A 13,718-nucleotide genomic window follows, 5' to 3' on the forward strand; every position below is an offset into this window, starting at 1 on the left:
CTAGGGTGAAGACGGACCTACCCGCCATCGCGAGGAGATCGTCGTGAGCACCACCGCGCCAGTGACAGTCACCGTGACCGGAGCCGCCGGGCAGATCGCCTACGGATTGCTCTTCCGCATCGCGTCGGGGGCGCTGCTGGGGCCCGAGACGCCGGTGCGGTTGCGTCTGCTGGAGATTCCGGCCGCCGTCGGATCACTCGAGGGCGTGGCGATGGAACTCGAGGACGGGGCGTTCCCGCTCCTGGCGGGCATCGATATCGCCGATGACCCGTGGATCGGATTCGACGGGGCCAATATCGCGATTCTGGTGGGTGCGCGGCCGCGGACCGCGGGCATGGAACGGTCGGATCTGCTGGCGGCCAACGGGCCGATCTTCACCGATCAGGGCGCGGCCATCAATGCCAATGCGGCCGCGGACATCCGGGTGCTGGTGGTCGGGAATCCGGCCAATACCAATGCCTTCATCGCCATGAGCAATGCGCCCGACGTGCCCGCCGGGCGGTTCACCGCGCTCACCCGGCTCGACCACAATCGCGCGATCGCGCAGGTGGCGAAGAAGACCGGGGCGGCGGCCGCCGACATCGCGCGGATCACGGTGTGGGGCAATCACTCCGCGACGCAGTACCCGGACCTCGCCCACGCGACGGTCGGCGGGCGCGGCGCGCTCGAGCTCATCGCCGACCACGCCTGGGTGACCGACGATTTCATCCCGACCGTGCAGCAGCGCGGCACCGCCATCATCAAGGCGCGCGGCGCGTCCTCGGCCGCGAGTGCGGCCAGCGCCGCCATCGACCACATCCACGACTGGGTGCTGGGCACCGCGCCCGGCGACTGGACCTCGATGGCGGTGCCCTCGGACGGCTCCTACGGCGTGCCCGAGGGACTGATCAGCTCGTTCCCGGTGACCTGCGCCGATGGCGAGTACACCATCGTGCCGGACCTGGAGATCGGCGAGTTCGCCCGCACCCGGATCGAGCACAGCGTCGCCGAACTCGTGAGCGAGCGCGACGCCGTGATCGACCTGGGGTACGCCAAGCGGTCCTGATCAGCCCCGCCGAGCGGTCCTGATCAGCTGAGCTTGCCGATCACGTTCTCGCCGTACCACTTGATCTTGACGATCTTCTCCTCCAGCGACTCCGTGTCGGGCTCCATCGCGTACGAGTTGCGGAAGCCGACGATCAGATCGGTGATGCCCTTCTCCTCGAGACGCTTCACCCCGTCGGTGGTGTAGCCGTCGCGGGAGACCGCGTGGATCTCGAACTCGCCCGGATTGTCGCGCTCACTGCGCAATTCGTTGATCCGCGCGAGGTACTTGTCCAGATCGTCGCCCTTGCCGCCGGCGTGCATCCAGCCGTCGCACAGCCGCACCGCGCGGCGCAGCGCGGCATCGCTGTGCCCGCCGACCAGGATCGGCAGCGGCTGGGTCGGGGCAGGCGTGAGCTTGATCTTCGGGATGTCGTAGAACTCGCCGTGGTACTCGAAGTACTCGCCGGTGGACAGGCCGCGCACGATCTCGATGCACTCGTCCAGGCGCTTGCCGCGCTTCTCGAACGGGACGCCCATCATCTGGAAGTCCTCCGGCCACGGGCTGATGCCCACGCCCAGGGCGAAGCGGTTGTTGCTCAGGCGGGCCAGCGAACTGGCCTGCTTGGCCACCAGCACCGGCGGGCGAATGGGCAGCTTGAGCACGAACGGGGTCATGCGCAGCGTGGTGGTGGCCGCGGCGAGGGCGGCCGACAGCACGAAGGTCTCGATGAACGGCTTACCGTCCAGGAACTCGCGATTGCCGTCGGCGGTGTACGGGTACGTGGAATCCGACTCGGCCGGGTAGGCGATGCTGTCGGCCACGGTGATGCTGTGGAACCCGGCGGCCTCGGCGGCCTGCGCGAGGGGGATGTAGTAATCCGGGTTGGTCATCGCCTCCGCGTAGGTGAAGCGCATCGATCGTCCTCTCGACAGTGAGCCAGTACAAAAACTAGAACAGATTCTAGTTCTGTGAGTGATGCTAGCGGGAGGCTCGCGGGAAAGGCAGTCGAACGAGCGATCCGCATCCTCCGCACCCGATCCTGCTGGAGGTGCTCACCTGTCGTATCGCAGCGGCAGACCGCCCGGTCGTAGCCGTCCCGGTGGCTGAGATGCCCATCCCGGTGGGCTTGTCCGGATTCCTGGATCTTGTTCTAATCGCGTCATGACGATCGCCATCACCGGCTCCGGTTCGGGCATCGGCGCGGCCACCGCCGCCGCCCTGCGCGCCGCCGGGCACGACATCATCGGGATCGACCTGCGCAATGCCGATATCACCGTCGACCTCACCGACGCCGCGGCGCGCGCGGCCGCGGTCGAGGAGATCGTGGAGCGCTCCGGGGGCGTGCTGGACGGCGTGGTGCTGTGCGCCGGTGTCGGCCCCCAGGTGCCCGACCCGAACCTGGTGGTGGAGATCAACTACCGGGCCACCGTGGCCCTGCTCGACGCCCTGCTGCCCGCGCTGCGCAAGGGCGAAAACCCTGCGGCCGTGGTGGTTTCGTCGGTGGCCTCCACCCAGATCAAGTGGGAGGACAACCCGATCCGCACGGGCACCGAGGCCGAGGCCTTCGCCCAGGCCGGGGATTTCGCGGGCCACTACGCCTACGCGTCCTCCAAGAACGCCGTCACCGTGGCCGTGCGCGAACGCGCCGTCGAGTGGGGCGCCGCCGGCGTGCGCCTGAACACCGTCGCCCCCGGCAGCGTCGAAACCCCGCTGCTGCAGGCCGGTCTGGACGATCCGCGCTACGGTGACGCCATCCGCAACTTCGTGGCTCCTATCGGCCGCAATGGCAAGCCCGAGGAGATCGCCTCCCTCATCGCCTATCTGGTCGGCCCGCAGGCCGGCTTCATCCACGGCGCCCAGTTCGTCATCGACGGCGGAATCGACGCGCAGACGCGGCCGACCGCGGTGTAATCCACCGCGGCGCGCCGACCGCGCGCCCTGAACGGTGGCCGAGCCCGCGGGGTGTACAGCCGCATTTCGGCCTCCACCGATGCCGCGGTGACCGGGGTACCCGACCCGATCGCCGCGGCATTCTGCTGTCGGGAGACGACCGTGCCGCCACGAAAGCGGCTGTGCCGCACCCGGATCAGGCGGGATCGGCCGCGTCCGCGTCCGCGCTGTCTGCGGGCTCGCCGATGACGCCGGGGGTGAAGGTGCCCAGGTTGCCGGTGAGTTCGCTTTCGGCGGTGGGGCTCTGGTGCGGCTGCACGGTACGGCCCTGCCGGGCAGCCGCGCGGCCTTTGCCCGCGCCCGCCGCGACGGGGGAGCCCATGAAGCCCGACCCGGCCGGGTCACCGAGTCCGGGGATGCCGGCCGCGCCCGCGCCGAACGGATTCGCGGGGTTGGTGACCTTGCCACCGGGGATCGAGGACCCGGGACCGCCAGGGGCTGACGGCAGGCCGCCGCCGAGACCGCCACCACCGGCTCCGATCCCGCCACCCCCTTCGGCAGTGGTATCCGGGAGGCCACCGACCGGATCAGCCTCGCCCGGTGCGCCGGGCGCGCGAGTGGCTGCCCGCAGGCCGCTTTCGAGCAGGCCCTCGGCCTGCTCCAGGATCGGCCGGCCGACATTCTGTGCCAGCGACCGCGCGACCTCGGCCGGATTCGGACCGCCGTCCTGGTCGAGCAGTTGACCGATGATGCCGTGCACCTGCGCGGTGTAGACCGAGAGTTCGCCGTGGGTGGCGTTCACGACCGCGACCGCCTCGCCGAGATGCCGGGTGGCCGAGGCGATCAGCGTGGTCCGGCCGATCGGGGTGAGGATCAGCGGGGCCAGTGCCGTGGCCTCGGCGGCGAACGCCCGCGCGATGGCGGTGAGCTGGATATTGCCCCGCTCCACCACGGCCGCGGCCTGAGTGGTGATCGACGAGAGGTCGAAGCCGCGCTGGACGGTCTCGAGTCCGTGGTTCCCGGCCTGCCGGCCCGACTCCTGCGCACGCTGGGACGCCCGGCCCTGCCACAGGGATTCGACGGTCTCGAGCGCGCCCCCGCCGACCTGGACCGCGGACGCGATGACCTTCGACCCGGTGCTGAGCAGGGTCGCCGGATTCAGCCCGCCGAGGACGCCGGTGCCGAAGCTCTGCAACAGCTCCCGGAACGGCTGGAAAAGCGCGTCCAGTCCAGGAATCGCGGGGAGCGCGCGGCCCTTACATGAGATCGCCGACCGGATCGGCGGGCAGCGGCGGCAGCACGGCCGCGGGCAGGGTGCCCAGCGGCAGATCCGGGAGCGGACCCATGACGCTCACGCTGTCGGCTCCCCTCACGCTGGTGTCCGGACCGGCCGGGCGGAGGGCATCGATGACGCCGGAGTTGGTCGGCCTCATGCCCGTTCGCCGATCTGCGCGGCGGCCGTGCCGAGGCCCCCGGCGAATTCGGCATCGGTGGTGTCGTAGGTGGCGGCCGATCCGAGGGCAGCCCGGCCGAGGGCGCCGAAGCGGGCCGAGAGGGCGGCGATGTCGCGATCGTGCAGGAGTTCGGCGACCGCGAAGCCGACCAGGAAGTCCGCGCCGATGAGTCCGAAGACCGGTGTCATGGCCGCGACGTGGGACACCGTGTCGAGGCCGCCCTGGGCGGCGATGTCGGCGGCGACGCCGTCCTGTGCGGCGGCGAATGTGCGCACCGCACCGGTGTCGACCCAGAGATCGGCCATGGCAGTACCCCCTGATCGTCATGGACATGCGGATGGCGAATATATCCCGTCGATCGTCCAGACCGGCGTGGCGTGCGAGCACACACCGCAACCACACCGTTGTTGCAAATTAGAACAAGTTCTATATTCTCGTCACCATGAAGGTCGCAGTCACCGGCGCTGCCGGGTTCCTTGGCACCAATTTGCTTCGCCTGCTTACCGATCGCGGTCACGAAGTGACTGCCATCGACCGGGTCGCGGGCGCGAGCCAGCCCGGTGTCACCTGGGTCAACGGTGACGTGCTGGACCCGACGTCCATGCGTGCCGCGCTGGACGGGGCCGAGGTGGTCTACCACCTGGTCGCGCTGATCACGCTGGCCCACAAGAACGACGTGGCCTGGCGGGTCAACACCGAGGGCGTGCGTATCGTCGCGGACGCCGCGCGCGAGGTCGGCGTGCGGCGGATGGTGCACACCAGCTCCATTCACGCGTTCAACCAGTACAGCTGTGGCGGCCGGATCAACGAGCGCTCGCCGCGGTCCATCGATCCCGAGCTGCCGGTGTACGACCGCTCCAAATGGCAGGGCGAGATCGAGCTGCGCAAGATCATCGACAAGGGCCTGGACGCGGTGGTGTGCAACCCGACCGGTGTGTACGGTCCGATCGACAACACCGCCTCGCGCATCAACACCACGCTGTGGGACGCCGCGCGCGGCCGGGTGCCGGTCATGATCAGCGGCGGCTTCGACCTGGTCGACGTGCGCGACGTGGCCCAGGGCCTGGTGCTCGCGAGCGAGCGCGGCCGCACCGGTGAGAACTACCTGCTCGGCGGGCACTTCACCGACATGTTCCAGGCCACCCGCACCGCTGCCGAGGTCAACGGGAAGATGAAGCCCGCCTTCGCGATTCCGGCCAAGGTCATCAACGCGTGTATGCCGGTCATGGAGCCCGTCGCCCGTGCGCTGGGCAGTGACCGCATCTCCAAGGCGGCCATGGGCGCGCTGCTGTCGGCGCCGATCGTCGAGCACACCAAGGCCACCGAGGAACTCGGCTACCGGCCGCGGCCCGCCGAGCAGACCATTCGGGATCTGGTCGCCTTCTACAACGGGCAGCCGATCGAGTCCGACACGCAGAAGATTGCTTGACAGTCTTTAGAACGCATGTTCGACTGGGGTGGTGCGTTGGCAAAGGCAAACCCTCGGCGCCGATGACGGCGCGCTACCCGGGCTCGAACGTGCGGGTTTCGTACGCAGCGTACAGACGCCCGAGTTCGAGGGCATCACGTTTCACGAGGTGCTCTGCAAGAGTGCCCTGAACCGGGTGCCCGAGAGCAATCTGCCCTTCAGCTGGACCATCAACCCCATGCGGGGCTGCTCGCACGCGTGCCGCTACTGCTTCGCCCGCGGCACGCACGAGTACCTCGACCTGGATGCGGGGGCCGACTTCGACTCCCAGATCGTGGTCAAGACCAATGTGGTCCCGGTGCTGCGGCGCGAACTACACAAGCGCTCGTGGCGGCGGGAATCGGTTGCGCTGGGCACGAATACCGATCCCTATCAGCGCGCCGAGGGCCGCTACCGGCTCATGCCCGGCATCATCTCCGCGCTCGCCGACTCCGGCACCGGGTTCTCCATTCTCACCAAGGGCACGCTGCTGCGGCGGGATCTGCCGCTGCTGGTCCAGGCCGCCGGACAGGTGCCGGTGCACCTCGCCGTCTCCATCGCCATTCTGGATCCGGAGCTGCACCGCGGCCTCGAGCCAGGCACGCCCTCGCCGCGGGCGCGGCTGGAACTGGTGCGCGCCCTGGCCGACGCCGGATTCGCGGTGAATGTCATGGTGGCGCCGGTCATTCCGTACCTCACCGACTCCCAGGCGCATCTCGACGCGCTCTTCGCCGCCATTGCCGAGGCCGGGGCCGCCGGTGTCACGGCGTTCCCCATGCATCTGCGCGGCTCCACGCGCGGCTGGTTCCTCAATTGGCTGGCCGAAGCCCACCCGGCGCTGCTGCGACGCTACCGGCAACTGTATGGTCGGGGTGCTTCGGTGACACCGGAGTATTCTGCGTGGCTACGCGGCCGAATCGAGCCGTTGCTGGAGAAACACCGCTTGAACCGCGATCGGCCGGCCGAACCCGAGGTCCGCGTCGCCGAATCGCACACGCCCGATCCGCAGCTGGCGTTGTTTGCCTGACGGCGGTTCTTTGATCGAAACCATTGCGCTTCACGGGTGTGTCGCGAATATTGCGGAGTAGTTTGGCGTTGGTACCTCACACCTGACGAGGAAGTGATGCACGCGCATGGTTTCGCAGCATGACGACCCTGCGGCGCTGCCGCACAAAGATACTGCGGCACTGCCGGACACGGAAACTGTGGCTCCGCTGCACAACAGCACTGTGAAAGCTCCGTCCGACGGCGGGGTAGCGGCGGCCGGAAATGGCCGCGCCACAGCGAAATTGGCGGTCGAGAAATTGGAAAGAGTCGTCATCCGCTTTGCGGGTGACTCCGGTGACGGTATGCAGCTCACCGGTGACCGTTTCACCCACGAGGCCGCCGCCTTCGGCAACGACCTTGCCACCCAACCGAACTTCCCCGCCGAGATCCGCGCGCCCCAGGGCACGCTGCCGGGCGTGTCGTCGTTCCAGATCCAGATCGCGGACTACGACATCCTCACCGCCGGGGACCAGCCCGACGTACTGGTCGCTATGAATCCTGCTGCGCTGAAGGCGAATCTGGAGGATTTGGCCCGCGGGGCGACGGTGATCGTGAATACTGACGAATTCACCAAACGAAATCTGACCAAGGTCGGCTATGCCGGTGATCCGCTCACCGATGACACGCTGACCGATTTCGTGGTGCACCGGGTGCCCATGACATCGCTGACGCTCGGGGCAACCGAACCGACCGGTGTGGGCAAGAAAGATGGGCAGCGCGCGAAGAATATGTTCGCGCTCGGCTTGCTGTCGTGGATGTACGGGCGGCCCATCGGCGGCACCGAACAGTTCATGCGGGAGAAATTCGCGGCCACACCGGATGTCGCCGAAGCGAATATCCTCGCATTCCGGACAGGATGGAATTACGGCGAAACCACCGAGGCCTTCGCCACCACCTACGAGATAGCCCCCGCGACGCTGCCGCCCGGCACCTACCGGCAGATCACCGGCAACACCGCGCTCGCCTACGGCATCGTCACCGCGGGGCAACTGTCCGGGCTGCCGGTCTTCCTGGGCACCTACCCGATCACCCCGGCCTCGGACATCCTGCACGAACTGAGCAAGCACAAGAACTTCGGCGTCACCACCTTCCAGGCCGAGGACGAGATCGCCGGCATCGGCGCGGCACTGGGCGCCGCACTCGGCGGCGCGCTCGGGGTGACCAGCACGTCCGGGCCGGGGCTCGCGCTCAAGAGCGAGACCATCGGCCTGGCCGTCATGACCGAGCTGCCGCTGGTGATCATCGACGTGCAACGCGGCGGGCCCTCCACCGGCCTGCCCACCAAGACCGAACAGGCCGACCTGCTGCAGGCGCTCTACGGGCGCAACGGCGAGTCGCCGGTGGCCATCGTCGCGCCCCGCTCACCCGCGGACTGCTTCGACGCCGCGCTCGACGCGGCCCGCATCGCGCTGACCTACCGCACTCCCGTGTTGCTGCTGTCCGACGGCGCTATCGCCAATGGTTCCGAGCCGTGGGCGATTCCGCAGATCACCGCACTGGCCCCGATCGATCCGGGCTTCGAATCCGATGGCGCGGAGGGCGATTCGTTCCAGCCCTACGCGCGTGATCCGGAGACCCTGGCCCGGCCGCTGGCCGTGCCCGGCACCGTGGGCCGCGCCCACCGCATCGGCGGGCTCGAAAAGGCCGACGGCAGTGGCAATATCTCCTACGACCCGGCAAATCACGAGCTGATGGTGCGGATCCGGCAGGCCAAGATCGACGGCATCGCGGTGCCCGACCTCGAGGTGGACGATCCGGGGGACCGCGCCGAACTGCTGCTCATCGGCTGGGGCAGCTCGTACGGGCCGATCGGCGAGGCGTGCCGGCGGGCACGGCGACGCGGGGTGCCGGTGGCGCAGGCGCATCTGCGGAACCTGAACCCCTTCCCGCCCAACCTCGGTGACGTGCTGCGCCGCTACCGCACCGTGGTCTGCCCGGAGATGAACGGCGGCCAGCTGGCCATGCTGCTGCGTGGCCGCTACCTGGTCGACGTGCAGCCGTGGACCAAGATCGCGGGCACCGCCTTCCAAGCACAGGAACTGGTCGGCGTCATCGACGCGGCCCTGGACGGTTCCATCGCGGAGATGGAACAGGCCAAGGCCTTCACCGCACGCGCGCGGGCGACCTACCGCACCCCTGGGGGTAACTGATGACCATTCTCGAAAACCCACTCGTGGGCACCGATCTCGGCCTCACCGGACTGTCCGGCGTGCCGCGGACCGACCGGCCGCAGAAGGCGAAGGACTTCACCTCCGATCAGGAGGTGCGCTGGTGCCCCGGGTGCGGCGACTACGTCATCCTGGCCACCGTGCGCGGCTTCCTGGCCGATCTGGGTCTCGAGCGCGAGAACCTGATGTTCGTGTCCGGCATCGGCTGCTCGAGCCGGTTCCCGTACTACCTGGAGGCGTACGGGATCCACTCGATCCACGGCCGCGCGCCGGCCATTGCCACGGGCATGGCGGTGACCCGGCCCGACCTGTCGGTCTGGGTGGTGACCGGGGACGGCGACGCGCTGTCCATCGGCGGCAATCACCTCATCCACGCGCTGCGCCGCAATGTGAACATGACGATCCTGTTGTTCAACAACCGGATCTACGGCCTCACCAAGGGCCAGTACTCACCGACGTCGGAGACCGGCAAGGTCACCAAGTCCACCCCGATGGGCTCGGTCGACCATCCGTTCAACACCCTGTCGGTGGCGCTGGGCGCCGAGGCCACCTTCGCCGCCCGCGCGCTGGACTCGGATCGGGCCGGGCTCACCGAGGTGCTGCGCGCCGCCGCCGAACATCGCGGCACCTCGTTCGTGGAGATCCTGCAGGACTGCCCGATCTTCAATGACGGCTCCTTCGACGCGCTGCGCCGGGAGAACGCCGAATCCCATCTCGTCCGGTTGCGGCACGGTGAGCCCATTCGCTTCGGCGCGGACGGTGAATTCGCCGTGGTCCGTGCTGGTTTCGGCCTGCGAGTGGCGCGCGCCGACAGTGTCGCCGAATCCGAGATCGTGGTCCACGACGCCTATACCGACCACCCCGAATACGCCTACGCCCTGTCGCGCCTGTCCGATCAGGACCTCACCCACGTGGTGACCGGCATCTTCCGCAGCGTCTCCCGCCCCACCTATGACGACGGCGTCCGCGCCCAGCTGAACACCGCCGTCGAACGCAAACCGGTGAGCGAGAACTCGCTGCAGGAGCTGCTCACCGGCCGCGAAACCTGGACGGTCGGCTGATCTTTCGCCGCTAGGCCGGAACGAAGGCGTTCAGCAAGCGCTGGAACAGATCGTCGAAGCGCTTGCGGGACGCCTTCTGGTCATCGTTGAGCCCGTCGCCGAGCTCGGGCGCGTACACGATCAGGTGCACGTCCTGATCCGGCGACTGCGGCATGTAGTCGATGATGGAGGTCCCCTTGTCGGCCTGGTCCGGTGTCCCCATGTCCACGGCCGCCAGCGCCTTCACCTCGGCCGCCGCGGCCCCGATGACGTCGGCGGGCACGGTCCCGGTCACCGGCTGCGCGCCGTTGTCGGCCCGCTTCACCGCCCGACCGTCGGGCTGAATCTCCAGCGACGGATGCAGATCCGTCCGCGTCTGCCATCCCGCGGGCATGGCGGTCAGCGTGAACAGCGCCATGCCGGGCCCCGATGCCGGGTCGGCCATCGCGAATACCCCTGTGCCCGTGAGCATTACCACGGCCAGGGTGGTCACGGCCCCCGCCCGCCACCCACGCCGCCGCGCCACCCGGCCGCGTCCGGTCTCGCCGAAAGGTCTTGCTGCCCTTGCTGTCCGCATCTCATTCCTCCGAATTCCCTTGCGGGCGCCCACCCGCCGCCGCCGATTCTGCCGTCAACCGCACGCCGCACCCGCGCTGCCACGCCGACCACACCCGGATAGGGCCCTCGCCCTGAGCGAAAACGGGTGGGGGCCGGAATGGCAAGGTCCCCAGCCTGTTCGAGGCTGGGGACCGTGGGAGGTCGGGTCAGCGGAGAGCGGGTGGGTTGTTCAGGTCCCGGGCCGAATAGGTGTCGCAGGCCTTGACCTGGCCGGTCTTGTAGCCGGTCAGGAACCACTTCTGCCGTTCCTCCGACGAGCCGTGGGTCCAGGCTTCCGGGTTGACGCGGCCGGTGGCGGCCTTCTGGATGCGGTCGTCGCCGACGGCGGACGCGGCGGAGAGCGCGTCGCGGATGTCGTTGTCGGTCAACGGCTTCAGGAAGGGGGTGTTGGAACCGGGGGCGGGGAGCTTGTCGGCGTAGTTGGCCCAGACCCCGGCGTAGCAGTCGGCCTGGAGTTCGGTGCGGACCGCGCCGGAGGCGGCGCCCTGGGGGTCGCGCTGGGCGCGGTTGATGTCGCCGAGCAGGTTCTGGATGTGGTGGCCGAACTCGTGGGCGACCACGTACTCCTGGGCGAGCGGGCCGCCGCTGGAACCGAAGCGGTCGACCAGTTCCTGGAAGAAGCTGGTGTCGAAGTAGGCGGTCTGATCGGCGGGGCAGTAGAACGGGCCGACCGCGGAGGAGGCACGGCCGCAGCCGGTGTTGACCGCGCCGGAGAAGAGGTTGAGCTTCGGGACCACGTACTTGCGGTTGGTCTGCTCGGGCAGTTCGGTGCCCCAGATCGCGTCGAGGCTCTGAGCGGTCAGGATGACGCGGCAGTCGACGTACTTGTTGGCGTCGGCACCGGTCTTGCAGTGCGTGGGCAGGGTCGCGGTGCCCGACTTGGCATTGCTGTCAGCGCCCGTGAACTGGCCGAGAATGCTGCCCGGGTCACCGCCGAAGATCAGTGCCGCGATCACCGCGATGATGCCCAGCGCACCACCGCCGAGAGCCAATCCGCCGCCCATACCCGGTCCGCCACCGCCACCACTCGCCCGGTTCGGGTCGATTTGCAGGCCCTCGTTGAAGGTCATGGCTATCACTCTGACACGGGCGAGTCGATATCGGTTTCCACTCGCTGAACGTGTCTCTCTACGATGGGTCTGCACCTGGTCACATCTCACCGGTGCTTCGAGCCCGTCGAAAGGAATCCCGTGCTGCGCACCCACTTGGCTGGTTCGCTGCGAAGCGAGCACGCCGGTCAGACCGTCACCCTCACCGGCTGGGTGGCCCGGCGGCGAGACCACGGTGGCGTGATCTTCATCGATCTGCGCGATGCGTCGGGTGTTGCCCAGGCCGTCTTCCGTGAAGGCGAACCCGCGGCCGCCGCCCACAAGCTGCGCAACGAGTTCGTGGTGAAGATCGCCGGCGTGGTCGAGAACCGCCCGGCCGGCAGCGAGAACCCGAACCTGCCGACCGGCGCCATCGAGGTCAATGTGACCGAGCTCGAGGTGCTCAACGAGGCCGCGCCGCTGCCGTTCCAGCTCGACGACGAGCCGGGCGAGGAAGCCCGCCTCAAGTACCGCTACCTGGACCTGCGCCGCGAAGGCCCGGCGCACACGATCCGATTGCGTTCCAAGGTGAACGCCGCCGCCCGCGCCGTGCTGGCCAAGCACGCGTTCATCGAGGTCGAGACCCCGACCATGACCCGCTCCACCCCCGAGGGCGCGCGCGACTTCCTGGTTCCCGCCCGCCTGCAGCCCGGCAAGTTCTACGCCCTGCCGCAGTCGCCGCAGCTGTTCAAGCAGCTGCTCATGGTCGGCGGCATCGAGCGCTACTACCAGATCGCGCGCTGCTACCGCGACGAGGACTTCCGCGCCGACCGCCAGCCCGAGTTCACCCAGCTCGACATCGAGATGAGCTTCGTCGAGCAGGAGGACGTCCTCCTGCTGGCCGAGGACATCCTGGCCGCGCTGTGGCAGCTGGTCGGCTACGAGATCCCGACCCCGATCCCGCACATGACCTACGCCGAGGCCATGCGCCGCTACGGCTCCGACAAGCCGGACCTGCGCTTCGAGGTCGAGATCACCGAGATGATGGAGTACTTCAAGGACACGCAGTTCCGCGTGTTCCAGGCTCCCTACGTCGGCGCGGTCGTCATGCCGGGCGGTGCGTCGCAGCCCCGCCGCCAGTTCGACGCCTGGCAGGAGTGGGCCAAGCAGCGCGGCGCCAAGGGCCTGGCCTACATCACCTTCAACGAGGACGGCACGCTCGGCGGCCCGGTCGCCAAGAACCTCACCGACTCCGAGCGCGAGGGCCTGGCCAAGCAGGTCGGCGCCGAGCCCGGCGACTGCGTGTTCTTCGCGGCGGGCGAGATGAAGTCCAGCCGTGCGCTGCTGGGCGCGGCCCGCGGCGAGATCGCCCGCAAGTGCGGCCTCATCGACGAGAACGCCTGGGCCTTCGTGTGGATCGTGGACGCCCCGATGTTCGAGCCCACCGCCGACGCCACCGCGAGCGGCGATGTGGCCCTGGGCTATTCGGCCTGGACCGCCGTGCACCACGCCTTCACCTCGCCCAAGCCCGAGCACCTGGACACCTTCGACACCGACCCGAGCTCGGCGCTGGCCTACGCCTACGACATCGTCTGCAACGGCAACGAGATCGGCGGCGGCTCCATCCGTATCCACCGCCGGGACATACAGGAGCGCGTGTTCCAGGTGATGGGCATCGGTGAGGAGGAGGCCCAGGAGAAGTTCGGCTTCCTGCTCGACGCCTTCTCCTTCGGCGCGCCGCCCATGGGCGGCATCGCCTTCGGCTGGGACCGCATCACCGCGCTGCTGGCCGGGGTGGACTCGATCCGCGAGGTCATCGCCTTCCCGAAGTCGGGTGGCGGCGTCGACCCGCTCACCGACGCGCCCACCCCGATCACCCTGCAGCAGCGGCAGGAGGCGGGGCTCAACGCCAAGCTCGACGCGAACGGCAACCCGATCAAGGACGACGCCAAGTAAGGGCGGCGCCCGGACAGTCGAGAGCCCGCCGGTATCAGCGATA

13 protein-coding genes are annotated in these 13,718 nt (G+C 68.8%); 7 read left to right on the plus strand and 6 right to left on the minus strand.

From position 1 onward, the window contains the following. Window positions 1-43: 43 nt before the first annotated feature. Window positions 44-1,045: a malate dehydrogenase gene (locus tag ACQP1O_RS14705; RefSeq protein WP_433566348.1), complete on the plus strand. Its 1,002-nt coding sequence runs from the start codon at window positions 44-46 to the stop codon at window positions 1,043-1,045. A gap of 23 nt (window positions 1,046-1,068) precedes the next feature. Here the strand turns inward: ACQP1O_RS14705 and ACQP1O_RS14710 are convergent, their stop codons facing one another. Then, window positions 1,069-1,941 carry a TIGR03619 family F420-dependent LLM class oxidoreductase gene (locus ACQP1O_RS14710; protein WP_433566349.1) on the minus strand — a complete coding sequence of 291 codons (873 nt, stop codon included), beginning with the start codon at window positions 1,939-1,941 and terminating at the stop codon, window positions 1,069-1,071. 247 nt (window positions 1,942-2,188) lie between these two features. On the opposite strand from ACQP1O_RS14710, the gene ACQP1O_RS14715 reads away from it, so the two are divergent. Next, window positions 2,189-2,938, plus strand: a complete 750-nt coding sequence (locus tag ACQP1O_RS14715; protein WP_354837294.1) for an SDR family oxidoreductase — start codon at window positions 2,189-2,191, stop codon at window positions 2,936-2,938. Between the two features lie 175 nt (window positions 2,939-3,113). Here the strand turns inward: ACQP1O_RS14715 and ACQP1O_RS14720 are convergent, their stop codons facing one another. The 3 genes from ACQP1O_RS14720 to ACQP1O_RS14730 all read right to left on the minus strand — a co-directional run bounded on the left by ACQP1O_RS14720 (window position 3,114) and on the right by ACQP1O_RS14730 (window position 4,676). Further along, complete coding sequence (locus tag ACQP1O_RS14720) at window positions 3,114-4,112, minus strand: hypothetical protein (RefSeq protein ID WP_433566350.1); 999 nt, start codon at window positions 4,110-4,112, stop codon at window positions 3,114-3,116. Between the two features lie 61 nt (window positions 4,113-4,173). Continuing rightward, window positions 4,174-4,350: a hypothetical protein gene (locus ACQP1O_RS14725; RefSeq protein ID WP_433566351.1), complete on the minus strand. Its 177-nt coding sequence runs from the start codon at window positions 4,348-4,350 to the stop codon at window positions 4,174-4,176. Then, on the minus strand, window positions 4,347-4,676 hold the full coding sequence (locus ACQP1O_RS14730) for a type VII secretion target (protein ID WP_433566352.1): 330 nt from the start codon (window positions 4,674-4,676) through the stop codon (window positions 4,347-4,349). The genes ACQP1O_RS14725 and ACQP1O_RS14730 overlap by 4 nt, the downstream gene beginning before the upstream one ends. Before the next feature lie 137 nt (window positions 4,677-4,813). Between ACQP1O_RS14730 and ACQP1O_RS14735 the strand changes: the two genes are divergently transcribed. From ACQP1O_RS14735 to ACQP1O_RS14750, 4 genes are all read left to right on the plus strand, one after another. Further along, window positions 4,814-5,800, plus strand: coding sequence for an NAD-dependent epimerase/dehydratase family protein (locus ACQP1O_RS14735; RefSeq protein ID WP_433566353.1), 987 nt, complete (start codon window positions 4,814-4,816; stop codon window positions 5,798-5,800). 31 nt (window positions 5,801-5,831) lie between these two features. Further along, window positions 5,832-6,845, plus strand: coding sequence for an Rv2578c family radical SAM protein (locus tag ACQP1O_RS14740; protein WP_433566354.1), 1,014 nt, complete (start codon window positions 5,832-5,834; stop codon window positions 6,843-6,845). Window positions 6,846-7,107: 262 nt separating this feature from the next. Then, complete coding sequence (locus ACQP1O_RS14745; RefSeq protein WP_433567688.1) at window positions 7,108-9,015, plus strand: 2-oxoacid:acceptor oxidoreductase subunit alpha; 1,908 nt, start codon at window positions 7,108-7,110, stop codon at window positions 9,013-9,015. Next, the gene (locus ACQP1O_RS14750) at window positions 9,015-10,094 is read left to right on the plus strand and encodes a 2-oxoacid:ferredoxin oxidoreductase subunit beta (RefSeq protein WP_433566355.1); all 1,080 of its coding nucleotides are present in this window, start codon (window positions 9,015-9,017) and stop codon (window positions 10,092-10,094) included. The genes ACQP1O_RS14745 and ACQP1O_RS14750 overlap by 1 nt, the downstream gene beginning before the upstream one ends. A 10-nt stretch (window positions 10,095-10,104) precedes the next feature. Here ACQP1O_RS14750 and ACQP1O_RS14755 read toward each other — a convergent pair whose 3' ends face one another. Further along, complete coding sequence (locus ACQP1O_RS14755; protein WP_433566356.1) at window positions 10,105-10,518, minus strand: hypothetical protein; 414 nt, start codon at window positions 10,516-10,518, stop codon at window positions 10,105-10,107. 319 nt (window positions 10,519-10,837) lie between these two features. Then, on the minus strand, window positions 10,838-11,761 hold the full coding sequence (gene ypfJ, locus ACQP1O_RS14760; RefSeq protein WP_433566357.1) for a KPN_02809 family neutral zinc metallopeptidase: 924 nt from the start codon (window positions 11,759-11,761) through the stop codon (window positions 10,838-10,840). A 120-nt stretch (window positions 11,762-11,881) separates the two neighbouring features. Here ypfJ and aspS point away from each other — a divergent pair, with 120 nt between their 5' ends. Beyond that, entirely contained in the window at window positions 11,882-13,675 is a 1,794-nt protein-coding gene (gene aspS / locus ACQP1O_RS14765; RefSeq protein ID WP_433566358.1) for an aspartate--tRNA ligase, read from the plus strand. Window positions 13,676-13,718 lie beyond the last annotated feature (43 nt).

The sequence above is a fragment of the Nocardia sp. CA-151230 genome (assembly GCF_050942175.1).
Lineage (GTDB): Bacteria > Actinomycetota > Actinomycetes > Mycobacteriales > Mycobacteriaceae > Nocardia.